18 protein-coding genes are annotated in these 23233 nt (G+C 74.7%); 7 read left to right on the top strand and 11 right to left on the bottom strand.

Translation table 11 applies throughout. The annotated features are described in order from the left end of the window. Positions 1-4: 4 nt before the first annotated feature. Entirely contained in the window at positions 5-1273 is a 1269-nt protein-coding gene (mmsB, locus tag ABGB17_RS31155) for a multiple monosaccharide ABC transporter permease (RefSeq protein ID WP_347636211.1), read from the top strand. Positions 1274-1449: 176 nt separating this feature from the next. On the opposite strand, the gene ABGB17_RS31150 is transcribed toward mmsB, so the two are convergent. Together ABGB17_RS31150 and ABGB17_RS31145 are read right to left on the bottom strand one after the other, a co-directional pair. Continuing rightward, a complete protein-coding gene (locus ABGB17_RS31150) occupies positions 1450-2310 on the bottom strand; it encodes an alpha/beta hydrolase (protein WP_347636208.1) in 861 nt (286 codons plus the stop codon). A 160-nt stretch (positions 2311-2470) separates the two neighbouring features. Then, complete coding sequence (locus tag ABGB17_RS31145; protein ID WP_347636204.1) at positions 2471-3556, bottom strand: crosslink repair DNA glycosylase YcaQ family protein; 1086 nt, start codon at positions 3554-3556, stop codon at positions 2471-2473. A 76-nt stretch (positions 3557-3632) separates the two neighbouring features. Between ABGB17_RS31145 and ABGB17_RS31140 the strand changes: the two genes are divergently transcribed. After that, positions 3633-5168: a hypothetical protein gene (locus tag ABGB17_RS31140; protein WP_347636200.1), complete on the top strand. Its 1536-nt coding sequence runs from the start codon at positions 3633-3635 to the stop codon at positions 5166-5168. Positions 5169-5191: 23 nt separating this feature from the next. Further along, positions 5192-5620, top strand: coding sequence for a hypothetical protein (locus tag ABGB17_RS31135; protein WP_347636196.1), 429 nt, complete (start codon positions 5192-5194; stop codon positions 5618-5620). Between the two features lie 65 nt (positions 5621-5685). On the opposite strand, the gene ABGB17_RS31130 is transcribed toward ABGB17_RS31135, so the two are convergent. Genes ABGB17_RS31130 through ABGB17_RS31120 form a run of 3 tightly spaced genes read right to left on the bottom strand, consistent with a single transcriptional unit; the run spans position 5686 to position 7777 of the window. Next, the gene (locus ABGB17_RS31130; RefSeq protein WP_347636193.1) at positions 5686-6954 is read right to left on the bottom strand and encodes a cytochrome P450; all 1269 of its coding nucleotides are present in this window, start codon (positions 6952-6954) and stop codon (positions 5686-5688) included. Positions 6955-6965: 11 nt separating this feature from the next. Then, positions 6966-7157 (bottom strand): ferredoxin, encoded by a 192-nt coding sequence (locus tag ABGB17_RS31125; protein WP_347636190.1) that lies wholly within the window; start codon positions 7155-7157, stop codon positions 6966-6968. After that, entirely contained in the window at positions 7154-7777 is a 624-nt protein-coding gene (locus ABGB17_RS31120; RefSeq protein ID WP_347636187.1) for a helix-turn-helix domain-containing protein, read from the bottom strand. Before ABGB17_RS31120 ends, ABGB17_RS31125 begins: the two co-directional genes overlap by 4 nt. A gap of 75 nt (positions 7778-7852) precedes the next feature. Here ABGB17_RS31120 and ABGB17_RS31115 point away from each other — a divergent pair, with 75 nt between their 5' ends. Further along, the gene (locus tag ABGB17_RS31115) at positions 7853-8647 is read left to right on the top strand and encodes a hypothetical protein (RefSeq protein ID WP_347636184.1); all 795 of its coding nucleotides are present in this window, start codon (positions 7853-7855) and stop codon (positions 8645-8647) included. A gap of 51 nt (positions 8648-8698) precedes the next feature. Here the strand turns inward: ABGB17_RS31115 and ABGB17_RS31110 are convergent, their stop codons facing one another. The 4 genes from ABGB17_RS31110 to ABGB17_RS31095 form a co-directional block, all read right to left on the bottom strand. After that, positions 8699-9604 carry a tetratricopeptide repeat protein gene (locus ABGB17_RS31110; RefSeq protein WP_347636182.1) on the bottom strand — a complete coding sequence of 302 codons (906 nt, stop codon included), beginning with the start codon at positions 9602-9604 and terminating at the stop codon, positions 8699-8701. Between the two features lie 29 nt (positions 9605-9633). Continuing rightward, positions 9634-10014, bottom strand: a complete 381-nt coding sequence (locus ABGB17_RS31105; protein ID WP_347636178.1) for a peptidase inhibitor family I36 protein — start codon at positions 10012-10014, stop codon at positions 9634-9636. A 147-nt stretch (positions 10015-10161) separates the two neighbouring features. Continuing rightward, entirely contained in the window at positions 10162-10911 is a 750-nt protein-coding gene (locus ABGB17_RS31100) for a hypothetical protein (RefSeq protein WP_347636174.1), read from the bottom strand. 57 nt (positions 10912-10968) lie between these two features. Beyond that, positions 10969-11631: a hypothetical protein gene (locus tag ABGB17_RS31095; RefSeq protein ID WP_347636171.1), complete on the bottom strand. Its 663-nt coding sequence runs from the start codon at positions 11629-11631 to the stop codon at positions 10969-10971. Positions 11632-11818: 187 nt separating this feature from the next. Here ABGB17_RS31095 and ABGB17_RS31090 point away from each other — a divergent pair, with 187 nt between their 5' ends. From ABGB17_RS31090 to ABGB17_RS31080, 3 genes are read left to right on the top strand one after another with little or no spacing between them, the layout of a single operon-like run. Continuing rightward, entirely contained in the window at positions 11819-12664 is an 846-nt protein-coding gene (locus tag ABGB17_RS31090; RefSeq protein WP_347636168.1) for an NAD(P)-binding domain-containing protein, read from the top strand. Between the two features lie 52 nt (positions 12665-12716). Continuing rightward, positions 12717-13946 carry a cytochrome P450 gene (locus ABGB17_RS31085; RefSeq protein WP_347636163.1) on the top strand — a complete coding sequence of 410 codons (1230 nt, stop codon included), beginning with the start codon at positions 12717-12719 and terminating at the stop codon, positions 13944-13946. 26 nt (positions 13947-13972) lie between these two features. After that, positions 13973-17386, top strand: coding sequence for a BTAD domain-containing putative transcriptional regulator (locus ABGB17_RS31080; protein ID WP_347636151.1), 3414 nt, complete (start codon positions 13973-13975; stop codon positions 17384-17386). 52 nt (positions 17387-17438) lie between these two features. Here the strand turns inward: ABGB17_RS31080 and ABGB17_RS31075 are convergent, their stop codons facing one another. Further along, positions 17439-20237 (bottom strand): AAA family ATPase, encoded by a 2799-nt coding sequence (locus ABGB17_RS31075; protein ID WP_347636147.1) that lies wholly within the window; start codon positions 20235-20237, stop codon positions 17439-17441. A gap of 105 nt (positions 20238-20342) precedes the next feature. Next, positions 20343-23201: an AAA family ATPase gene (locus ABGB17_RS31070; protein WP_347636143.1), complete on the bottom strand. Its 2859-nt coding sequence runs from the start codon at positions 23199-23201 to the stop codon at positions 20343-20345. Positions 23202-23233 lie beyond the last annotated feature (32 nt).

Here is a 23233-nt window from a genome sequence, read left to right as displayed (position 1 = left end):
CCCGATGAGCAGCGTCTCGCCAACGGGCGTCGCGGTGGGGCCGCAGGACGGCGGCGGACAGGGCGAGGTACGACCGCCGCGCCGCATGGGGTTCGGCGGCTTCTCGATCAACGTGCGGCAGAGCGGCATCTACATCGCGTTCGCGCTGATCGTGGTGCTGTTCTCCGTGCTCACCGACGGAGCCCTGCTGCAACCGCAGAACATCTCCAACATCATCGTGCAGAACTCCTACATCCTGATCCTCGCGGTCGGGATGATCCTGATCATCATCGCCGGGCACATCGACCTGTCGGTGGGGTCGGTGGTCGCGGTCACCGGCGCGGTGTCGGCCGTCCTGATGGTGAACTACGGCGTGCCGTGGCCCGCCGCGCTGCTGGTCACCCTGTTCGTCGGCGGCCTCATCGGCGCCTGGCAGGGGTTCTGGATCGCGTACTTCGGCATCCCGTCGTTCATCGTCACGCTGGCCGGCATGCTGCTGTTCCGCGCCCTCACCCTCACGGTGCTCGGCAACCAGGGCATCGGCCCGTTCCCCGACGCCGTCCGCACGCTGTCCAACGGCTTCACCGACGGCTACCTCGGCAACATCGGCCTCGGCCCCCTCGGCGGCGCCGACCTGTTCAGCCTGCTGGTCGGCCTGATCGCCGTGGCCGGCATGTCCGCCGCCCAGTGGCGTGCCCGCTCGGCGCGCCTCAGCTACGGGCAGACCGTCGACCCGTTCCCCGCCTTCGTGCTGAAGCTGGCCGTCGGCGCCGCCGTCATCCTGTTCCTCGTCGTGCAGCTCGCGCGCTTCAAGAACCTCCCCTGGGTCCTGGTCCTGCTGGCCGTCCTGGTGCTCGGCTACTCCCTGCTCGCCAACCGCTCGGTCTTCGGCCGCCGCATCTACGCGGTGGGCGGCAACCTCCAGGCGGCGGTCCTGTCCGGCGTCCGCGTCAAGTCGGTCGTCTTCTGGATCTTCGTCAACATGGGTGTGCTCGCCGCCATGGCCGGCATCATCTTCGCCGGCCGCCTCAACCAGGCCGGCCCCACCGCGGGCGGCAGCTTCGAACTGGACGCCATCGCCGCCGCCTTCATCGGCGGCGCCGCCGTCCAGGGCGGCGTCGGCAAAGTGGTGGGCGCGATAACCGGCGGCCTCATCATGGGCGTCATCAACAACGGCATGAGCCTCATCGGCTCCCCCAGCGAACGCGTCATGCTGGTCAAGGGCATCGTCCTGCTGGCCGCCGTCGCCTTCGACATCTGGACCAAGCGCCGCTCGGGCACCGCCGCCCGCTGACCTGGCAGGGAAAGGCCGGTGGCTTCCCGCCACCGGCCTTTCTCCGGTTGGGGAGGTGACCGCCGCGCTCCGGCGAGTCCCGGGTGGACGATGGCGACCGCCGCTCCTTCCAGCGCGGGCACGTCCATGCTCCGTGCTCGACCATCCGCCACCGGAACATGACAGACACCGGCCGGCTAGCGGACGGAGGCGATCGCCGATTCGATCACCGAGGTGACCGCGCCGGGGTGGGAGATCAGGGTCAGGTGGGAGCCGCCGGGGAAACGGGTGACGCGCGAGTGGGCGCGCCGGGCCATGGACACCTTCGAGGCGGGGGTGATGACGCGGTCGCCGGTGCTGATGAAGTACCAGGAGGGGATCTTCCTCCAGGCGGCCGACGCCGACGGGGTCGTGAACGCGCTGGTCGAGGCGGGACGCTGGGAGGCCCACAGGCGTACGGCGGTGTCCTTCGGGAGGTCGGAGGCGAAGGAGCGGAGGAAGACGTCCTGTTTGAGGTACAGGTCGGCGGCGCCGGCCGGGGCTTGCGGGTAGGGGACCCTGTCGTAGAGGGAGGAGGGGGGCGCGGCGAGGGCGGAGTCCCGTCCGCTGAGGGCGCCGGTGGTCTCTCCGACGTCGGGGGCCGCGGCGTCGACGTACACCAGGGCCTTGACGGCCGGGACGTCCGCCGCGGCGTTGGTGATCACCGAGCCGCCGTAGGAGTGCCCGACGAGGACGATCGGGCCGCACAGGGTCTTCAGGAAGTCGGCGACGGTCCTGGCGTCCCCGGTCAGGCCGCGGAGCGGATTCGCCACGGCCCGCGCGGCGTGGCCGGCGCGGCGCAGGGCGTCCAGTTCGCCGTCCCAGCTCGAGGTGCCGGCCCAGGCCCCGTGGACCAGCACCACCGTCGGCTCGGACGACCCCGGCGGGGGGCACGGGGCGGAGGCCCGGCTCGCGAGGGCGGATCGTGCTCCCGGCGTGGTGTCCGCCTCCGCGCCTGGCAGGGGCGGTGCCCACGCCGTCGCGACGACCATGCCGAGCGCCGCCAACCTTCTGATCATTCCCGCCCCCTGGGCCTGCGGTGACCATGGTCTGATGCCTCGAAGGTGGTGAAAGTAACTCATATAGGTCTAAAGAAGGCGCAAACCAGACGCGCTGCCGGCCACTGAGGCGCGGACCGGCCGACCGCCTTTACGAAGTAAGGTGCGTTCTGGAGGCAGATCAGTCCCAGGTCACCTTCGGCCGGTCGTCCCCGAGGACCCCCACGACGAGCTCCGCGTTCCTCTCCGCCTCCGCGCGCCTCGCGGGCGTCACGCGCTCGAACGCGGTGACGGCGACCTCGTGCCTGCCGCGGCGGTAGCGCCAGGTTCCGGCCACCTCGCCGTCCACCAGGAGCGTTCCCGGTCCGGACAGGGCACGCAGCGCCTCCTGGCGGCGTTCCCTGTCGGGGACGAGCAGGGTGCGGTCGGTCTGGCGCACGTAGGGGTCGTTGGGCGGGACGAGGGCCACGCCGGTGGCGCCGGGGGCGGCGCGCAGCGGGTCCAGCAGCTCCTCGGGGAGGTCGTAGCGGTGGCCGTCGATCTCGACGCGCACCAGGTCGCCGAGGTCCTTCCACAGGTCCGCCACCGCCGCGGCGCCGCCGAGCCAGTCGCGGTACACCGGCCTGCTCACCGGGCCGTTCACCCGGAGGTACGTCGTCAGCAGCGCCAGGCGCGGACGGTCCACCTTCTCCTGCGGGTGGTCCGGTGGCGGACGCAGGACGGTGCCCGGCCGCCGGTCCGGGTCGAGCACGAGGCGGGCCTGGCGTCCGGCCTCGCGGAACAGCCTGTCGGGAACGTGCCGGGCCTCGCACCTCGGGCACCACTCCACCAGAGCCGGCCGCACCCGCCCGGTGACCTCGCCGCTCGCTTCGCCCTTCGGCATGGGGGCGCGCACGACCGCACCCAGCGCGGCCGCCACCTCCTCGACCGCCTCCACGTGGGCGGGGCCGCCCTCGTCGGCGTCCCGCGGCGCCAGGGCGTCGCGCACGAAGTCCAGCCGGCCCGGCCGGTAGGCGTGGGGCGCCACCCGGACCGACCACAGGGCGACCAGCGGGCCGTCCGCGGAGACCGCGTCCGCGACGCCGGTGCCGTCGACCTTCGTGGTGCGCTGGGCCAGCGCCTGCACCGCCCCGACCTGCCGGGTGTCCTGGAAGCCCAGCGTCAGCAGGCGGTCCAGCGCGGCGTCGCCGCACCGGCCGCCGAGGCCGTGCTCGCGCCACCGGTAGCCCAGCCAGCGCGCCCTGTCCACGACGATCGGCCCGGTCACAGGGGTCACTCATGCCCGTGAGGCAGAGAATTAACTTTTCCCGCCTGCTTCCCACCTTCCGGCCGTAGCCTGAAATGTGCTCTTACGCTGGGCGGCGCGCATCGTCATAGGCACCGGCGCGGTACTGGTGGCCGTGGCGAGCTGGGTCGCGGCACAGGAGGCGGCGCGGGCCAACGGCTCCTGGCAGGAGGGGGTCAGGGCCCAGGTCCGCTACACCGGGAGAACGCTGGAGAACGTGCGGGCGGTGTACCTGGACGAGGCGCCGCAGGCACTGCAGGTCTGGACCGCGGTGATCCGGGCGGAGGAGCTGTCGCGGCGGGCCGCGCGGGGCGGCAGGGTCGTGCGGGCCGAGGCGGCGGCGGAACGCGCCACAGCGCGCGAGTACCTGGAGAACTACGGGTACACGATTCCGCCGGTGAACCCGCTGCTCACCGATCCCCGGTACGGCGGTCACACCGCGCCGCGGGTCGGCAGGCGGCTCGCCGACCTGCAGGCCGGGAACCTCGGGGCCGCCAAGGCCACCGCGGGGGCGTTCGCGGCCGGCGACCGGTCGGGCCGCGTGGTGGGGCCGGCCGGGCAGACCATGATCGGTGGAGCGGTGCTCGTGCTGCTGGGTGTGCTCCTGGCGCAGAAGGCCGCCACCGGGAACGGCGCCGTGTCCCCGGAGGCCCCCTGGGAGCCGGGGACCGGCCCGTACGGTTCCCACGAGGTCCGGCGGCCGGGAGGCCGGCGTGCGGCGGGCCTCGTGCTGGCGGTCGTCCTCGTGGCCACGTCCGCGGGCCGGCGGACGTGGCGTGTCCCGCCGGTGCCCGCGTTCCTGTTGACGGTGGGCGGGCTGGCCGCGGGGTTCCTGCTCCGAGGCCGGCCAGGGCTGAGGACCGGCGCCGCGCCCCGGCCAGGAGAGAACGGCGGGAACGCCGAGCAGGCCGTGGTGCCGGCCGTGCCGCCCGGTGTGCCGCCGGCCGCTCCGGAGGAGAAGGCGGGGCGGTGGTGGGTCCCGCCGTGGGCCGTGCTGCTCGGCGTGCTCGTGACGGTGGCCACCGCGCTGCAGATCCAGGCGGGCACCGGCGAGAGCCGCGCGCTCGGCGTGGCCGCGCGCGACGCCTCGCTGCTGTCCACGGCCGCGATCGGCCACGTGACGCGCAAGGCGTTCGAGACCAACGGGACGCAGATCGCCCTGATGACCGGTCACCGCGGCGACGCGCTCTCCCGCGCCGCCCGCCGGGCCGGCCCGGCGACGCGCACGGCCGCCCGGGCCCGCGCGGCGGCGGACCGGGCCACGGCCAGGCGGATCGGCCTGCTGACCGTGGCCATGAGCGCGCGTCCGGCGGACCGGGACGGCATGGACGCCACCACCCGCCTCGTCGTGGGCGGTATCGGTCCCGAGCAGCAGGCGGTGCAACGGGAGCACGACAGCGCCGTCCTGCGTGCCGAGGCCGCGGGGACCCGCTCGGACCGGCTCGTCGTCGTCATCCTCCTGCTCAGCCTCGCCGGCATCTGCGCCGAGATCGCCCGCGCGTCCTGGGCCCGCCGCCTCCGCCGCCCGCTGGGGCTCGCCGGGGGGACCCTGGGCACGGCCGCCGCCGTCCTCGCCGTCCTGGCCTTCACGTGACACCACCGGGAAGGAGCGCCCCCGTGCGTCACCGCCACGTGATGCCGCTCGCCGCGGCCGCCACCTTCAGCCTCGCCGCGGCGTGCGGCGGGCCGGAGCCGCCACCCCCTGTGCCGGAGCCGCTGATCGGCGCCTGGCTGATGATCACCGAACGGGGCAACGCGTTCAGCTACGACCTGCTCGCCGACGGCCGGTACCGGTACAACGCGATCATGCCGGACGGCAGCCTCCGCTACACCCTGCAGGAAGCAGGCGGCTTCAGCGTCTCCGGCACCCGCGTCACGTTCACCCCCCGCACCTCGATCCTGACCCGCACCGACCCGAAGGACCCCGTCGAACCCAGCGTCCGGAGCACCCCCCGCCGGCCGCCGCGCACGTACACCTGGGCCGTCGCCGGCGACGTCCTCACCCTGACGTCCCCGGACGGCGCGTCCCGCTTCCGACGGGAATGAGTCCACGGCCCCGATGCCAGGCGTCGCAGCGACAGACGTTCACGCCCCACGGGCAAGCGCCGCGGTCAGCCGATGCGGATGGGGAGGGTGCGGGGGCCGCGGACCTGGCCGGTGGCCCAGGTGACGGCGGACGGGTCGGCGAGGGTGAAGGACGGGAAGCGCTGGAGCCAGACCTCCAGGGCGACGCGGAGTTCCATGCGGGCCAGGTGGGAGCCGACGCAGCGGTGGATGCCGAGGCCGAAGGCGGCGTGGCGGTTGATCTCGCGGTCGATGACGACCTCGCCCGCGCGGTCGAACTGCGCCGGGTCGCGGTTGGCGGCGGGGAAGGACAACAGGACCCAGTCGTCGGCCTTCATGTCGACGCCCTGCCAGTGCATGTCCTCCTTCACCAGGCGCGCCATCGTGACGGGGGCGTAGGCGCGCAGCAGCTCCTCCATCGCGGTGGGCAGCAGTTCCGGCTCGGCGACGAGGCGTTCGCGGTCGGCGGGGGTCTTGGCCAGGTGCCACAGGGACGCCCCGATGGCGCTCCAGGTGGTGTCGATGCCGGCGACGAGCAGCAGGGCCATGGTGCCCGCCACGTGGGCCGGTTCGAGCTTGCGGCCGTACAGCTCGACGTTGACGAGGTACGTCGTGAGGTCGTCGCGCGGCCGCTCCACGTGGTCGCGGACCTGGTCGAGCAGGTAGTCGAACAGCACGCCCATGCGGGCCCTGCGGTCGTCGGGCGGCAGGTTGACGCCTTCCAGGGCGTCGTCCACGAACTCCCGGAACCGGGGGCCGTCCTCGGGCGGGAAGCCGAGCATGTCGGCGATGACCCGCATCGGGATGTGCTGGGCGTAGTCGCGGGCGGCGTCCACGACGTCCTGCCCCTCCAGCGCGTCGGCGAGCGAGTGGCAGTACGCCCGCGTCGGCTCCTCGTGCCGGGCGATCGCGCCCTTGGTGAACGCCGGCAGCAGCAGCTTGCGCGCGTCGTGGTGGAACGGCGGGTCGGACGAGATCGGCGGGACGCCGCCGATGGGGGCGGTGTCGCGCGGCGGCCGGAAGTTGCCCACGATGATGGACCGCGAGGAAAAGTGGTCGGTGTCGTACGCGATGTCCGCGACGTCCGCGTAGCGGGTCGGCAGCCACGCGCCGCCGAACCGCTCGGTGCGCGCGATGGGGCAGCGCCCGCGCAGGTCGTCCTGGATGGCGTACGGGTCGGCGGCCCACTCGGGCTCGGTGTGGGAGAAGTCGGTCGCCCAGTCCGACACCGGGCCGGTGATGATCTCGTTGCGCGTGCCCTGGTACGGGTCGCGCAGGATGTCCACCGGCCCGCTGAAGCGGTCGTCCACGGTCATAGTCACACTTCCTAGAGGATCTCGATCGCTCGTTCCGGGCAGTTGGCGACCACCCGCCGCGCCGTCTGCTCCTCGTCCCGAGGGACGACGCCGTCGCCGGTGACCTGCCCGTAGCCTTCCTCGTCGTCGCCGAACAGCTCCGGCGCCAGTTCGTAGCAGCGGCCGTGCCCCTGGCAGCGCTGGGGATCGATGCGTACCTTCACTTCGGTTGCTCCGCTTCTGTGTGCGGGGACGCCGCCGGCGGGGCGAGGGCGCCCACCACGCGGGTCAGCAACGCGGACCACTCCGCGTCGTCGACGGTGTGCAGGTCCGGCGTGACGAGCGCGCTGCCCATCGCCAGCAGCAGGCAGAAGTGGGCCAGTGCCTCCGGCGACACGCCCGGGTCCATCTCGCCGCCCCCCTGCGCCGCGCGCACCAGGTCCGCGAGCCACCCGGCGCGCTCGCCGAAGTAGTCGCGCATGGGCCCCGCGACGTCCTCGTCCCGGCGGGACGCGACCAGCGCCTCCACGACGAGGTGCCGGTGCAGGTCACGGCGGCGCGGCAGCCAGCGGCCGATGGCCAGCAGCAGGTCGTTGATCGACCGGTCCGGCGCGGCGGCGATCAGGGTGGCCATGAGCTGCGGCCCGTACGTCCGCAGCGAGGCGACCAGCAGCTCCGCCTTCGACCCGAAGTGCGCGTACAGGGCCCCGTTGCTCACCCCCGCGGCCGCGGCGATGTCCGCCACCCGCGTGCCGTCGTACCCGCGTTCGGCGAACACCCCGGCGGCCGCCCGCAGCAGCCGTTCCCGGGTCTCGGCGGCGGTGACTCCGGCGATGCGCCCCATGGGACAAATTAAAAATTCGTTCATTTTCTCTGTCAATAGGGGCGTTCTGCCGCCGTGGATGCCACGATGCGGCCCATGGCAGAGCCCGGCGCCCCCCGCCCCGCACGATACCCGGGCCCGGCGGTCCGGGCGGCCGTCATGATCATGGGGGTGCACGGCGTCCTGCGCCTCAAGCCGTGGATCGACCCGGGCACCCTGGAGGAGGACGTCTTCAGCCTGGTGGTCAAACGCTCCACGGCCTACGACTGGAGCTCCTTCGGCCACGGCCCCACCGCGACCCGATGGGGTCACAACGACGCCGGCGGCGACTGGCACCAGGACGGCCGGGTCCGCGAACTCGCCTGGCTCCAGGCCGACGTCTCCGGCGTCCAGGGCCACCGCCTCCCCGTCCTCCCGATGGCCACCGTCCTGTCCGACACCCTCACCCGCGTAGGCGACGTCACCCTCACCGGCCTCCACACCCTGCTCCCCCTGGACGAGGCCCCGGACGCCCGCCACGACCTCGCCTCCATCGAGCCCTGGTACGCCCTCGCCGACCCCGCCGCCGCCACCCCCCTGACCGTCTCCGCCCGCACCACCTCCCCCATCCACCCCCACATCCTCGCCATCGCCGCCGAGGACCGCGCCTCCGGCCGGATGACCGCCGAGCCCTCGCCTCCGGCCCCCACCGGCGGCCTGGCCCGGCCGCTCGCGGGCGGCGTCCACCTCGCCGGCCTCACCCACGAGCACCACTTCCGCTGCCACGCCGCCGAGTGGTCGCTCGACACGGCCACATGGACCACGGAGGTCTTCGCCGAGGCCCTGCGCGCCACCGGCACGACCGGCCCGGCCCTGCTCACCGTCTCCCCCGCACACGGCACCGGAGGGTGACCCCGGCCCGCGGCGCGCCGGCGGCGAGTCCCGCCACGGGTCCGCGCCCTGTCACGGCAGACGGGAGAGCTCTCTCCGGACGGCGAGGAGGGTGGGGTGGGTGGGTTCGACCGTGGCGCCGAGGATCCGCTCGGCCCTGGTGTAGAGAACGCGGGCCTTGCCCGGCGCGCCGGTACGGGTGTGGAGGACGGCCAGGTTGACGAGGGTGGGGGTCAGGCCGGGATGGGCCGGGCCCAGGAGGTGTTCCTTCAAGGCGAGGCTGCGGTGGAACAGAACCGCGGCCTTCTCGTGGTCGTGCCGGCCGAAGGCCAGGGCGGCCAGGTTGTGGAGGGTGACGGCGACGTCGTGGAGGTGGGAGTCGCCGGCCTCCTCGAAGATCCGCAAGGCGTCCTCGAGGAGGGCGGCGGCCTCCTGCGGCTCGCCGAGAGCCATCAGGATGGGGGCCAGGGCGGCCCGGTCGGCGGCCACGTCGACGTGGGCGGGCCCGAGGGCGCGTTCCCGGATGGCGACCGCGCGGCGGGCGGGCCCCTCGGCGTCCCGGTAGTCGCCGCGGGCGTGCGCCAGCCCGCCGAGGTTGTGGTAGATCGTGGCGACGTGGACGTGGCCGGGCCCCACGGTGCGTTCCAGTATGCCCAAGGCCCGTTCGTACAACCGCCGGGCCTCGTCGAACCTGCCGCTGTACTTGAACGTGACGCCCAGCTCGTTGCACGCCGAGACGAGCGCCGCGGACGCCTCCGCCGACGGCGCCGCCCGCAGGTGAGCCTCGGCGTCCCGCAGCGCCGCACGCAGCAGCCGCCCGGCCTCCGCGTAGTGCCCGCGGACCCGGTGCGCGTGCCCGAGGCGGATCGTCTCGTCGATCCGCACCCGCCACGCCTCCCCGGCCCCCGGGCCTGAGCCGGGGGCACGGGTGAGGGCGAGGACCGGGCCTCGGGCGGGGGTGGACGGGTGGAGGGGCATGTCCGTGCCTTTCTCCGGGCCGGTGGGGGCTAGTGCAGCAGCAGGGCCTCGTTGTGGTTGCCGGAGACGATGGCGCGGTGCAGGACGCGCCAGCAGCTTCCGCACTGGCCCTGTTCCACGCCGCCGGGGGGCAACGTGGTGACGACGCCGAGGGTCCTGTTGCCGAAGTCGATGACGAAAGGGCTGCTGTTCTTGGCGGATGTGGCGTCGAAGGGCAGCACCTCGTCGCTCCGGAGGTCCGTGCTCGGCTCGTAGGTGTACTTCGTCCCCTCGTAGCCGGCCTCCGACCACACGCACACCGACCCCGTGGGGCACCGGGCGTCGGCGTGCGCGGCGCCTGCGGGCGCCACGGCGGTCAGGAGCGACAAGCCCAGCCCGCCTGTGGCGAGGAGGGAGAGACGGCGTTTCATGGCGGTTCCTTTCCTGTCGGGTGAAGCGGCCGGCCCGCTCCATCACAGCGATCGGCGCGGGCGGCGGACATGGGGAGACCCCCGGAACACACCCCCAAGGCGGCGCCGGGAGCGCCCGCGGCGGGCCGCGGTCCCGGCGCCGCCCGCCTACACGATCGTCACGGCGTCGCAGCCGCTGCCGATCGGTGGGTTGGGGAAGACGACGTGGGAGTACTCGATGTCGCCGGCGTCCCGCACGAGGGTGTCGGTGGAGGAGTGGTCGCCGGTGGGGTCGCAGGAGACGCCGTCCTTGTCGGGGGAGGTCGTGGCGATGTCGATGACGTCGCCGCCCCTGCCGCCGTCGACCTTGTCGCCGAAGTGCTCCAGGCCCTGCGTCTTGCCGGGGCCGCTGGTCAGGGTGTCGTCGCCGTCCCCGCCGAGGATGGAGGACAGTCCACCCGCGGCGGTGATGACGTCGTCCCCGTCGAAGCCGGAGAGCGTGAGGGCGACGGGGCGGTACACCGAGCCGGTGACCATGCCGAAGCCGGTGGAGGTCAGGGTGTCGTCGCCGCCGTGGCCGAGGACGGACACGTTGATCACCCTGTCCGAGGTGCTCCCGCCGGTCTGCTTGGGGCAGGTCACCGTGGTGGCGTTGGTGAGCACGCAGGGCGCGGTGGCCGTCAGGCCGGCCGCGGCGGGGTCGTGGAAGACGATGCTCGTGGCGCCGACGTCCACGCTCACCTGGTTCGCGTGGTCGCCGCCGTCGTAGACGATCGTCTTCCCCTCGTAGCCCGACTGGACGGCGACGGTGTCGGTGCCGGCGGTGGCGTGCGCCGCCGCCGGCAGGGCGAGTGAGACGGCCGCGGCGAGCAGTCCGGCGGCGGCCGTGCGGCACAGGGCGATATCGGTCGGTCTCATGGGTGTCTCCTGGGTGTCGTGGCGGGTCGCCGGTGCGTGAAGGCGGTCGTCCCCCGCCTAGAGGAAGATCCCGGTCTTCTTGATCGAGTACCGGATGAGGCAGCCGCCGTCACCGGAGTCCATGTCGTGCAGTTCACCCGACTCGTCGAGGTCCGACAGCTCGGCGTCCGTCAGCGCCGGGGTGGTCAGCGCCACCTTGCAGATGTCGTCGTCGGGTGACAGCTCGTCGTAGTCGCGGATGTGCACGCCGACGTAGACGGCGTCCCCCGGCACGACGGCGAGCTCGACGGTGTTCATGTGCTTGTTCCGGGCCGACTCGCAGGTCTTGTAGGTGGACGACCGGCACATCAGCACGTCGGCGAAGGCGTACGACGGGGCCTTGCCGTTCACCCGCTTGAGGCAGTCGCCTCCCACGCCGGCGCTCCACTCGATGCCGGGAGAGCCGCACCAGGTGTCGCCGGGGTTCACGAAGCGGCCGATGTTGCGCACCTGGCCGGAGGTGGCGCCGCCGGGCGCGACCCGCTGCGCGGACAGCGAGCCGTACACCTCGGCGTAGTCGCAGGCCGACTCCGCCATGCAGTCGTCGATGCTGTAGGGCAGGTACTCCCCGAAGGTGACATGGATCCGGTAGGCGAAGTCCGCCCCCGCGTGGGCCGGCCCGCCCGCCGGCACGAGGCAGATCAGCGCCGCAGCCACGGTCGCGGCGGTTCGAAGTCTCACGTCTGTCTCCGTTCTCGAAGCGTGCGTCAGCAGACGCTAGGAGGGCCGCTGAGAACGGCGTGACGCCACGGTGACACCGGGATGACGGTGCGGACCTTTGGGTGCCCGACTAGGGATATCCCCCGTGGCGGCGGGCCGGGCCGGGTGGTGCCATGACCGGTGACGGGTTCGCGGAAGGAGACGCCGAGTGATCGCGATTCTGGGAGTGGGGAAACTGGGCACCGGGTTCGCCGAACGCTGCCGTTCGGCGGGCCTGGAGCTGACGGTGTGGAACCGCACCCCCGGCAGGGCGGAACGGCTGCGTGGCCGTGGCGTGCGCCTCGCCGGCCGGCCGCAGGACGCCGTCCGCGACGCCGACCTCGTGCTGTGCGCGCTGTCGACCGGCGACGTGGCGCGGCGGGTCCTGCGGGAGGCCGGGGACGCGCTCGAGGGCCGGGCCGTCGTCAACCTCACCAGCACCTCCTCCGGCGAGGCGAGGCGGATCCACGACGACGTGCGCGACCGGGGCGGCGCGTTCCTCGACGCCGCCACCGTCTCCATGCCCGACCAGATCTCCGCGGGCGAGGGCGTCCTGGTGCTCGGCTGCTCGCCGGGCGACCTGACCCGATGGCGCGGCCTGCTGGAGACGTTCGGCGAGGTCCACCACGCCGGCGGCGTGGGCAGCGCCTCGATGCTGGAGATGGCGACCGGGATGCAGCTGTTCCTTCAGGCGCACGCGTACCTGTCGAGCTGCGCGCTGGCCAACCGGCACGGCGTCCCGCTGGACACGCTGGCGCGGCTGACGCAGGCGAACGTCCTGGTGGCCACGCCGATGATCGACATGTACCACGGGTACACGCGGACGCGCACCTACACGCCCGCCGTGATGACCGTCGCGCACTACCGCCACACGCTCCGGCTGGTGATCGACGACCTGGAGCTCGCCGGCCTCGACACCGGCCTGTGGCGGGCCGTCCTGGAGGTCGCCGACCGGGCCGAGCGCTCCTGCGGCGCGGAGGCGGACTGGACCAGCGTGTACGAGTGCCTGCGATGACCCCCCGCCCACCTGCCGGCCACCCGGCCCGGCGACCCCCATCGGAGGCGTGATGACCACCACCGGACCCGGCCACCCGCCCGCCCCGGCGTGCGCGTGGCCCGACCTGCCCCCGGGGCCTTTCGCGACGCCCTCCCCGGACCTGGCCCGGCGGCACGCGGAAGCGCCGCTGGAGGAGGTGACCCTGCCGAGCCGGGAGCGTGCGCCGATGCTCGTGCGGCACGCCGACGTCCGCGCGATGCTGTCCGCCCCCGCCTGCAGCCGGGACCTGCGGGCCCCCGGCCTGGTGCGCATGGTGGACGGGGCCTCCCTGGAGGAGATCCCCGACGTACTGTTCAACATGGACGCCCCCGAGCACACGAGGCTGCGCGCGATCGTGCGCGCCGTCTTCACCCCGCGCCAGGCCGAGCACTGGCGGCCGGTCGCGGCCGGGCTGGCCCGCGAGTTGCTCGGCACGCTCGGCGAGCGGTTCGACGTGGTGGAGGACTACGCCGCGCCCCTGTCGATCGGGGTGATCTGCGCGTTCCTCGGCGTGCCCGAGAGCGACCGCGGCCGGTTCTCCGGGTGGGCCAACACGCTGACCTCCGCGTCCGGCGCCTCCGCGGGCGTGCGCGTCGCCGCCCTGGAGGAGTTCACCGCGTACACGGCGGACCTGGTGGCCCGGCACCGCGCCCGGCCCGGGGACGACCTGATCGACGCCCTGGTGCGGGCCCGCGACGAGCACGACCGGCTCAGCGAGAACGAGCTGGTCACCATGGTCTGGACGATCATCCTGACGGGGCACGAGACCGTGGCCATGATGATCGCGCGCGCGGCGCACCGGCTGCTGCTGCATCCCGGGCAGTACGCCCGGCTCGCCGCCGATCCCGGCCTGGTGCCCGCGGCCGTGGAGGAGGTGCTGCGCTTCGACGGACCCGGCAGCAACGGCCTGCTGCGCCTGACCAGAGGGGACGTCGCCCTGCCGTCGGGGACGGTGCCCGCGGGCACGGTCGTGCTGCCCAACCTCTCCGCGGCCAACCACGACCCGCACGCCTACCCCGAGCCGGACCGCTTCGACGCCGGCCGCTTCCGCGACCCCGGCGTCACCCCGCACCTGGGCTTCGGCCACGGGCCGCACTACTGCCTCGGCGCGAGCCTGGCCCGCATGGAGCTCCAGGAAGCCCTCGGCGCGCTCGTCGCGCTCCGCCCCACCCTGCTTCCCGCCGTACCGCTGGAGGAGGTCGAATGGACCACCGACACCCTCTTCTACCAGCCCCTCCGCCTGCCCGTCCGCTCCGCGTAGGTCCACCCCCGCTCGCGCCCGGCGTCATGGGCCGCGAACGGGTGACGCGGCTGCTGGACGCCGCCGTGTCCCGGCGTCTCACCACCGTCGTCGCGGGCCCGGGCTGGGGCAAGACCACCGCCCTGGCGAGCTGGGCGGCCCGGCGGGACGCCTGCTGGCTGAGCCTCGGGCCCGGCGACGACGACCCCGGGCACCTCACCCGGCGCATCCTGGCCGCGCTGCGCCGCGCCGGCGCGTCACCCGGGCCGCCGGACCCCGGCGACGACGCGGAGGCCGCGCTGCGCGCCCTGCTCGGCAGCCGCCCCGGCCCGGACGCGGTGCTGGTGCTGGACGACCTGCAGGACCTGCGCACCGGCGGCCCGGCCGCCGCCCTGGTCGAACGGCTGGTGCACACCGCGCCGCCGGGCCTGCGGCTGGTGCTCGCCTCCAGGACCGACCTGCCGTTCCCGGTGCACCGGCTCGACGGCCAGGGCCATCTCAGCCGCGTGGACGCCACGGCACTGCGGTTCCGCGTGGACGAGGTGGCGGCCCTGCTGTCCGGCGCCCCCACGGCGGACCCGGGGAACCTGTCCCCCGTCACCGCGCGGGGACCGTCGAACCCGGCCGGCGCCATCGCGAAGGGCCCGGCGACCCTGTCCGGCGACGCCCCCAGGAGCCCGGCGACCCTGTCCGGCGACCCCACCAGAAGCCCGGCCGCCCTGTCCGGCGACCCCACCAGAAGCCCGGCCGCCCTGTCCGGCGACCCCACCAGGAGCCCGGCCGCCCTGTCCGGCTACCGCACCGGGAGCCCGGCGACCATGTCCGGCGACCCCACGATGGCGTCGGGGGACCCGGCTCGTGAGCTGCTGGAGGTGACCGCTGGGTGGCCCGCCGCGGTCCGCATGGCCGCCGAGGCGCGCGCGGGGAGATCGCGGACGCCTCTGTCCCGCGACCCGGTGCTGGAGTACATGGCCGCCGAGGTCCTCGCGCACGAACCGGCGCGCACCCGGGAGTTGCTCGCCGACATGACGGTGTGCGGCCCGGTCACCGCTGCGCTGTGCCGCGCGATCGGCTGGGACGACGCCGGCGACCTGCTGCCCGCCCTGGCGCGGCGCGGGCTCGCCGAAGCGGCGGGCGACGGCACGTCCTGGGTGGTCGCCCGGCCTCTCCGGGACGCCCTCACGGCGAGCCTGCCGCGCACCCCCGAGCGGAAACGGCACCTGCATCGACAGGTGGCGGCGCGGCACGACCGCGACGGGGCCTACGGTGCCGCCGCCCGGCACCTGCTCGCGGCGGGCGACCACGACGCCCTCGCCCGGCTTCTCGCCGAGCACGGCGCGCGGATGGCCGGCGACGGCGAGGCGGCGTCGGTCGCGGCCGCCGCCGAGGCGGTCGCGCGCGTACCGGACCCGCGGGTCCACCAGGCCGTCGGCCACGCGCTGCTGGTCACCGGCGACTGGCCCGGCGCCCTGGCGTCGTTCCGCCGCGCGGCCGGCGACGACGACGTGCTCGATCCGGGGCTCGCCTGGCGCATGGGCCAGTTGTGGCACCTGCGCGGCGACCTCGACGAGGCGATCCGTGTGTACGGACGCGGCGTCCCCGGCTCAGGGGCGCCCCCCGACGAGACGACCGCCGACGAGACGACCGCCGACGAGGTGACCGCCGACGAGGCGGCGCTGTTGTGCTGGCGGGCGGGGGCGCGGTGGGCGAAAGGGGAGTTCGAGGGGGCGCGCGACGACGCCGAGTGCGGGATGGCGGCGGCCGAGCGGTGCGGCGACCCCGGCGCGCTCGCCACCGCGCACACCACCATGGCGCTGATCTCGGCCGCGCGGGGCGACCGCAGGGCGAACGCCTGGCACTACGCGAGCGCGCTGGCCTACGCCGGGCGTGCGGGCGGTTTCCTGGAACTGCTCCGGATCCATGTCAACCGCAGCTCGCACTTCCTGGAGGAGGGGTTTCCCGTCAAGGCCCTGGACGAGGCGGGCCGCGCCGTGGCCCTCGCCGAGCGGTGCGGCCACGCCTACCACCACGCGCTCGCCCTGACCAACCGCGGGTACGCGGCCGGCATGCTGGCCCGCCACCGGGAGGCCGCCGCCGACTTCACGAAGGCGCTCGACCTGTTCCAGCGCCTCGGCTCCTCCATGGCGGCCCACGCCCTGGTGGGCCTTGGCGGGGTCCACCTGGAGTCAGGGGACACCACCCGGGCCAGGGCGGTCTACGAGGAGGCGCTGCAGGCGGCGGAGAGGTCCGGCGACCTGCAGGGCACCAGCGGCGCGCTGATCGGGCTGGCCCGGGTCCGCGCGGCCGACGACCTGCCCGCGGCCCGGAGCCTGGCCACCCGCGCGGTGGACCTCGGGCATGGGCTGCACCACGTCCAGGCGCTGGTGACACGCGGGTGGGTGACGCTGCTCATGGACGACCGGGAGGGCGCCGCCGCGGACGCACGCCGCGCCGGGGACCTCGCCCGGTCCCGGCGGGACCGGCTGGGCCTCGCCGAGGCCCTGGAGCTGACCGTGCTGTCCGACGAGTCCCCCTCGTCCCGGCTCCCGCTGCTGCGCGAGGCCGCCGCCATCTTCGCCGAGGCGCCGCACCCCGCGGGCGCGGCCCGGGTGGAGGTCCTGACGCGATGGCTCACCGACGGCACCAGAGGGCCGCTGCCGCGGCCCGGCGGCGCGGCGTCCTCCCTCGCCGTCGTCGCCCGCGCGGAGGGCCCCGCCATCGAGATCCACGCGCTCGGCCCGCTGCGGGTGCTCCGGGACGGCACCCCGGTGCCCGCCGCGGAGTGGAAGTCCAAGAAGGCCCGCGACCTGCTGAAGATCCTCGTGGCGAAACGGGGGCGCGCCGTCTCCCGCGACCAGCTCATGGACCTGCTGTGGCCCGGTGAGGACGACGTCGCCGCGAACCGGCTGTCGGTCCTGCTGTACACGCTGCGGCGCGTCCTCGACCCGGCGGGCGGCGCCGCGGACGGGCCGCTGGTGACGACGCGCGCGACGGCGCGGCTCGACCCGCGACGCGCGGTGATCGACGTGGAGCGTTTCCTCACCGCCGCCGACGCCGGCCTTCGCGCCTACCAGCGCGGGGAGGCCACCGCCGTCCGGCTGCTGACCGCGGCGGAGTCGCTGTACGGCGGCGAGTTCCTTGAGGAGGACCTCTACGAGGACTGGACGGCGGGGCTCAGGGAGGAGTGCGCGGCGGCGTACGAGTCCGTCACCCGCGCGCTGCTCGACCTGGCCGCCCGCGCCGAGGACGTCGACCGCGTCGTCTCCCGTTCCCTGCGGCTGCTGGGCCGGGACCCCTACGACGAGGGCGTGCACCTGGGCCTGGTCCGGGCCCTGCTGGACGCGGGGCGGTACGGGGAGGCCCGCCGCAGGTACCGGCTGTACCGGCAGGCCATGCACGACATCGGCGTGGAGCCGGCCCCTTGGTGCCGCCCCGCGCTCGCGGGCCCGGTGGCGGGCTGACCGGGTGCCGCCGCGCCCGGAACCTCCCCGGCGGCGCCGCGTCCAGGTCCGCTCAGGAGGCGTCCTGCTCGCTGCGCAGGGCCTGGGCGAGCTGGCGGCGGGAGGAGACCTTGAACTTCCGGTAGGCGTTGGTCAGGTGGACCTCGACGGTCTTGGGGGTGACGAACAGGGCCTGCGCGATCTCCCGGTTGGTGTGGCCGGTGACGGCGAGCTCGGCCACCCGGAGCTCCGAGGGGGTCAGCGACCGCAGCCCGGAGGTCCGGCTCAGGCGGGGGCGCGCCCCGAGCACCCGCAGTTCCTTGGTCGCCTGCTCCAGCAGGGGACGCGCGCCGCACACGTCGGCGAGGTCGGCGCCCTGCTGCAGGAACCGACGGGCGAGGACGCGCTGCCCCGCGCGGCGGTGCGCGGCGCCGAGGTCGGCCAGCGCCTTGGCGTGCTCCAGACGCGCGGTGGAGGGCGCCAGCACGTCGACCGCCTCCTGCAGCAGGGCCGTCGACTTGTCGCGGTCGGCGAGCAGCCCGGCCACCCGCAGGGCGCGCCCGAGGGCGTGCGGGGCCCCGAAGCGGCGGGCGAGCACCAGTTCCTCCTCGGCGAGGTCCTGCGCCTCCTCGGTCCTGCCGAGAGCGTGCAGGCACAGGGCCGCCTCGGAGCGCCAGGGCACCACCGCGGGATTGACCTGGTGCAGGGCGGCCGCGGCGTGGCCGGCCTCACGGGCCTTGTCCAGCGCGTCGGCGTACGTCCCGCGGGCCCGCAGCAGCGCCGACTCGACGTACAGGCCGTAGAAGGGAAGACCGGTCTGCGACGGCTCGGGGGCGCCGAGCGCCGTCACGGCCGCGTCGAGGTCGCCCTGCTCCAGCAGGGCCCACGCCTGGAAGGCCGTCACGATCGCGATGCTGATGCTGAAGCCGGTGGCGTACAGCAGCCCCAGCGCCTCGCCCGCGTCGGCCTCGGCCTCGTCGAGCTGCCCCTGGTAGAGCCACCCGAGCGCCCGGTACATGTACAACCCGCCGAGCCCGGTGGCCGACCCCATGACCTGTGCCCGCGCGATCGCCCGGGTCGCCGTCTCCACTCCCTCACCGGGGCTGGCCGTGGTCAGGGTCCACAGCGCCGTCAGCGTGGCGAGCTCGGACGTGGCCTCCTCGACGAGCCGCCCGTCCGCCATCGACCCGCGGACCAGCTCCGTCCCCGCGGGGTCCCCCGCGCTCACGTCGTAGGAGGCGATGACACACGAGAGCATGCGGGCGCCGATGGTGTCGGCGGGCGGCAGGGCGCGCAGCGCGGGCAGCCTCTGCCACAGGTGGTCCCACCCCGCGCTGATGAAGGGCACGTTGAACAGGTACGTCTCCAGGCGCCGCCGCAGGTCGTCGTCCTCCGGCGGGAGCTCGTCGATGGCGCCGCCGAGCACGGTGACCGCTTCGCCGACCCGGCCGAGGATGTAGAGCGTGACGCCGTAGCTGCAGGCCAGCCGGGCGCGCAGGGCCGGGTCCGCCGCGAGGTGGTAGGCCTGGGACAGGTAGTCGGCCGCGTCGGCGAAGTTCAGCTCGCGGGTGGTGTCGGCCAGGTCGCACAGCACGCCGAGCCGGTCCCCCTCGGACGGCGGCTCGGCCAGGGCGCGCCGCAGGTAGTTGTGGGCGCTGTCGGGCGCGCCGCGCCGCAGCGCCGCGGCGGCGGCCTCGCGCAGGGCGGCGACGACGGCGGCGTCGCTTGCGGGGGCGGTGTGCAGCAGTTGCACCGCCACCATCTCGGGGTCGGCGCCGGCGGCGGTCAGCAACCGGGCGGCGCGCGTGTGCCGCGCCTGCCGGGCACCGAGGTCCAGATGCTCGTAGACGGCCGACTGGATCATCGGGTGGGCGAACCGCAGCGGGGCGTCCCGCTGCACGAGCTCGATGTTGACCAGGGCGGTGACGGCCTCACCCGCGGCGTCCCCGTCCAGCCCCGCCAGGGCCGCGGCCTGGCTCAGCTCGGCCTGGCCGCCGAGCACCGCGAGCGCCTGGGCGAGCGCGGTCGCCTCGGGGGCGACCCCGGCCAGCCGCACCCGCAGCATCTTCTCGACGGCCGACCCCTCGATCTCCAGCAGCCTCGGCACGTTGACCGTGGAAGGGGCGAGCCGCTCGGCCTCGATCGTCTGGGCCAGCGCGCGCACGAACAGCGGGTTGCCGCTGGTCTGGGTGCGGCACGCCTCCGCGAAACCCGTCTCCACCTCCTCGCCCAGGGTCTCGCTCAGCATCCGGCCGACGGCCGACTCGCTGAGGGGGCGCGGGCGCAGCGCGCGCACCGCCTGCTCGCCGAGCGACGCCAGCAGCCGCCGGTCCCCGCCCCAGTCGCCGCTGCGGCCCGCCGCGATGACGGAGATCGGCACTCCCTCGATCCGCGGCAGGACGTACACCAGCCAGCGCAGCGACGCCTCGTCGCACCAGTGGAGGTCGTCCACGATCAGCAGCAGTCCCTGGCCGGCCATGTTGACCGCCAGCCAGTACAGCCCGTGCAGGACGGCGAACTCGCCGGCGGGCACCCGCAGGTCGCCGCCGGCGTAGGCGAACACCGGCCGGGCGCCGGCGGCCGGGCCCGACCACCACTGTTCCAGTTCCGCCGCGGTCCCGGTCGCCAGCAGGGGTTCGAAGAGCTGGCGCACCGCCCCGAACGCGAAGTCACGGTCCAGTTCGGTGCAGCGGGCGCTGAGCACCCGCGCTCCCGCCGCCTGGGCCATGGCACGGGCCTCGCGCAGCAGGCGTGTCTTGCCGATCCCGGCGGGTCCCTCCACCAGCAACAGGCCCGCCCCGGCCGCCAGTCCGGTGGTGAAGGACCGGAGCGCCGTCAGTTCGTTGTCACGCTCCAGCAGCGACGAGTCCAATGCCGCCCCCCGCCATCGTCCCTCGCCCGACAGGCCAGTTCGAGATTAGACGATCAATCACAGTGCGCATCCGAAACCGCCATTTTTCGCACCATTCTCACGGTCTCACGGGTTTCTCGGCGGGTCAGGGTAGCGCGCGGCGAGCTCCGCCCGCCCTTTCACGCCGAGCTTGCGATAGACGCTGGTGAGATGCACCTCGACGGTTTTGGGAAGGACGAAAAGCAGCTCCGCGATGTCGCGGTTGGACGAGCCGGCGGCGGCCAGGCCCGCCACCCGGCGTTCGCTGGGTGTCAGCGCCTCCATGCCGCTCGCGCTCTTGCGCGGGGGCCGCACCCCGGTGTCGCGCAGCACGGCGCGCGCGCTGTCCGCCAGGGGTTCCGCCCCGCAGCTCTCGGCCAGCGCCATGCCCTCGCGCAGCGCCTCCTGCGCCTCGCCGGTCCGCCCGCACCGGAACAACGCGGCGCCGAGGCCCGTCAGCGACTTGGCGTACTCCAGCCTGGCCGACGAGGGGCGCAGCACGTCCACCGCCTCACGCAGCATCTCCAGGCCCTGCTCCCCTCCGGCGACCACGCCCGCCACCCGGAGCGCCCGGCCGAGCGCCCGTGGCGCACCCCAGCGGCGTGCCAGCTCCACCTCGGTCCGTGCGTGGTCGCGGGCCTCCTCGGCCCGGCCGAGGGAACGCAGGCACAGGGCCGCCTCCGACCGCCAGGCCACGAGCGCCGGGTTCCTGCCGCCGCTCGCCGCGAACCGCTCCCCCGCCTCCAGCGCCGCCTCCAGGGCCTCGGCGTGCTGACCGCGCGCCCGCGCCACCCGGGCACGCCCTTGCTGGACGTACCAGAAGGTCAGCCCGGTGGACCGGATGACCGGCGGGGCCTCGCCCCAGTCCAGCACGGCCTGCGCTCGCGCCGGCTCGCCCCGTTCGACGAGGACCTCGGCGAAGTGCCCGGCGACGGACGGCCGTGCGGTGTCCAGGCCGTTCTCCTCGATGCCGCGCATCGCCTCCCCGGCGTCGGCCGCGGCCGCGGCCAGGTCCCCGCGGAAGAGCCACCCGATCATGCGGTACGCGTGGTGGGCGGTCGCCTCGACCACCGAGCCCTTCAGATAGGACTCCGCCAGGCCGGCGTCCACGAAGCCCATGCCCGCTTCCACGTCGCCGGTCAGCAACATCATGGCCGCCGCCTGCGCGACCCCCATGCCCGTGCCGGCCTCGCGGTCCAGCCACCCGTCCGTCACGGCCTCGAGCGCCGCCTCGACGCCACGCGGGTCGCCGTCGAAGACCTCGATGCAGGCGATCATCATGTTCAGCATCCGGGCGCCCACGGTGTCCGCGGGAGGCAGCCGGCGCAGGTCCGGGACCGTGTCGAGCAGATGGCTCCATCCGGTGAGGCACAGCGGGATGTTGAGCATCAGGGCCGCCAGCCGGCGGCGCAGGTCCGGGTCGTCCTCCGGCAGGCCCTCCATGGCCTGCCTCAGCACCGCCGCCGTCTCCTCCGCCCGGCCGACGATCCACAACGCCATGCCCCGGTGGACGGCGATCGACGCGCGATGACGAGGGTCGGCGGCGCCGGCCATCGCGGCGTCCAGGTGCTCCGCGGCCTCGGCCGGGTCCACACCCATCGCGGCGGCCCCCGCGTCGAGCAGGACGGCGTGCCGTTCGGCCTGGTCCAGAGGTTCGGCGAGGCAGCGCCGCAGGTAGGCGAGCGCGCCGGGCAGCGCGCCGCGGGCCGCGGCGCCGGCCGCGGCGGCACGCAGGACGGCGGGGGCGTCCGGGTCGCCGCCCGGCAGGCTCCACAGCAGATGACCCGCGATCTTCTCCGTGCTCGCCGCCTCGCCGCGCAGCAACCGCGCGGCCCGGGTGTGGTGGGCGGTCCTCTCGGCGGGGTCCATCGCACCGTAGACGGCGTCGCGCACGAGCGGGTGGACGAACTCCCACCGCTCGGCCGGGCCCGCGGAGTCGGCCACACGCAGGATCTCCACGCCACGCAGCAATATCGCCGCCTGCCCGGCGTCCGCCAGCGGCATCTGCGCCAGCCGGGCCGCTACGGCCAGGTCGGCCCCCTCCCCGAGGACGGCCATGGCACGGGTCAGCCGTACGACCGGCGCGGGCAACTGCGCCAGCCGCACCGCCACGCTCCGCGCCACCGCCCGCTGCCCGAGCCGCCGGACCCGGCCCACGTTGGCCCGGGAGGGGGCGACGCGCTCGGCGTCCACGGCCCGCATCAGCTCGCGCAGGAACAGCGGGTTGCCTTCCGCCGCCGCGCAGCAGGCCCGCACGAAGTCCGCGTCGGCGTGCTCCCCCACCGCGGCGGACACCAGCCGTCGCGCCGACTCCTCGCTCAGCGGCCCGAGGCGCAGGGACACGCAGGCCGGGTCGGTGGTGATCTGCTCGATCATCCTCCGGTAGGGGCCGGGTTCGTTGCGCCGCACGGTGCCGAGCAGCAGGACCGGGATGTCCTCCAGCCGGGGGAGCACGTGCGCCAGGAACCGCAGGGAGGACATGTCCACCCAGTGCAGGTCGTCGATCATCAGCATGAGGGGGCGGGCCTGTGACAGGTTGGCCGTCAGCCAGTACAGGCCGTGCAGGACGGCGAACTCGCCCACCGCCGCCACGGGTCCGTCCGGCCCGCCGATCCCGAGCGCGGAGACGGCGACCGCCGCGCCGGCCGACGTCGCCTTCCTCCGCTCCGCCGGCCCGATCCGCTCCAGCGCCGGGGTGAAGAGCTGCCGCGCCACACCGAAGGGGTACTCGCGTTCCAGCTCCACGCCCCGGCCGGACAGCACCCGGAATCCGGCCTTCTCGGCCGCGGCGGCGGCCTCACGCGCCAGGCTGGTCTTGCCCAGCCCCGCGGCGCCCTCGACCACCACGAAACGGCCCTGTCCCCCCATCGCGTTCCGCATGGCCGCGTCGAGGACGGTCAGCTCGGCGGCGCGCTCGACGAACCGCCATGGCATCGCATCGCTCACAGTCCCCACATTGTCGGCTCCTCCCGCGCACA

It is taken from the genome of Sphaerisporangium sp. B11E5 (genome assembly GCF_039871875.1).
Classification (GTDB): Bacteria; Actinomycetota; Actinomycetes; order Streptosporangiales; family Streptosporangiaceae; genus Sphaerisporangium.
The sequence above is the reverse complement of the archived record's forward strand: the minus strand, read 5'-3'. Positions and strand labels throughout refer to the sequence as shown.

What these genes read in the sequence shown, in the direction of transcription:
- ABGB17_RS31120 (WP_347636187.1), bottom strand. Translation starts at nt 7,777, where the DNA reads ATGGGGCGCATCGCCGGAGTCACCGCCGCCGAGACCCGGGAACGGCTG.
- ABGB17_RS31080 (WP_347636151.1), top strand. Translation starts at nt 13,973, where the DNA reads ATGGGCCGCGAACGGGTGACGCGGCTGCTGGACGCCGCCGTGTCCCGG.
- ABGB17_RS31100 (WP_347636174.1), bottom strand. Translation starts at nt 10,911, where the DNA reads ATGAGACCGACCGATATCGCCCTGTGCCGCACGGCCGCCGCCGGACTG.
- ABGB17_RS31130 (WP_347636193.1), bottom strand. Translation starts at nt 6,954, where the DNA reads ATGACCGTGGACGACCGCTTCAGCGGGCCGGTGGACATCCTGCGCGAC.
- ABGB17_RS31105 (WP_347636178.1), bottom strand. Translation starts at nt 10,014, where the DNA reads ATGAAACGCCGTCTCTCCCTCCTCGCCACAGGCGGGCTGGGCTTGTCG.
- ABGB17_RS31085 (WP_347636163.1), top strand. Translation starts at nt 12,717, where the DNA reads ATGACCACCACCGGACCCGGCCACCCGCCCGCCCCGGCGTGCGCGTGG.
- ABGB17_RS31115 (WP_347636184.1), top strand. Translation starts at nt 7,853, where the DNA reads ATGGCAGAGCCCGGCGCCCCCCGCCCCGCACGATACCCGGGCCCGGCG.
- mmsB (WP_347636211.1), top strand. Translation starts at nt 5, where the DNA reads ATGAGCAGCGTCTCGCCAACGGGCGTCGCGGTGGGGCCGCAGGACGGC.
- ABGB17_RS31110 (WP_347636182.1), bottom strand. Translation starts at nt 9,604, where the DNA reads ATGCCCCTCCACCCGTCCACCCCCGCCCGAGGCCCGGTCCTCGCCCTC.
- ABGB17_RS31150 (WP_347636208.1), bottom strand. Translation starts at nt 2,310, where the DNA reads ATGATCAGAAGGTTGGCGGCGCTCGGCATGGTCGTCGCGACGGCGTGG.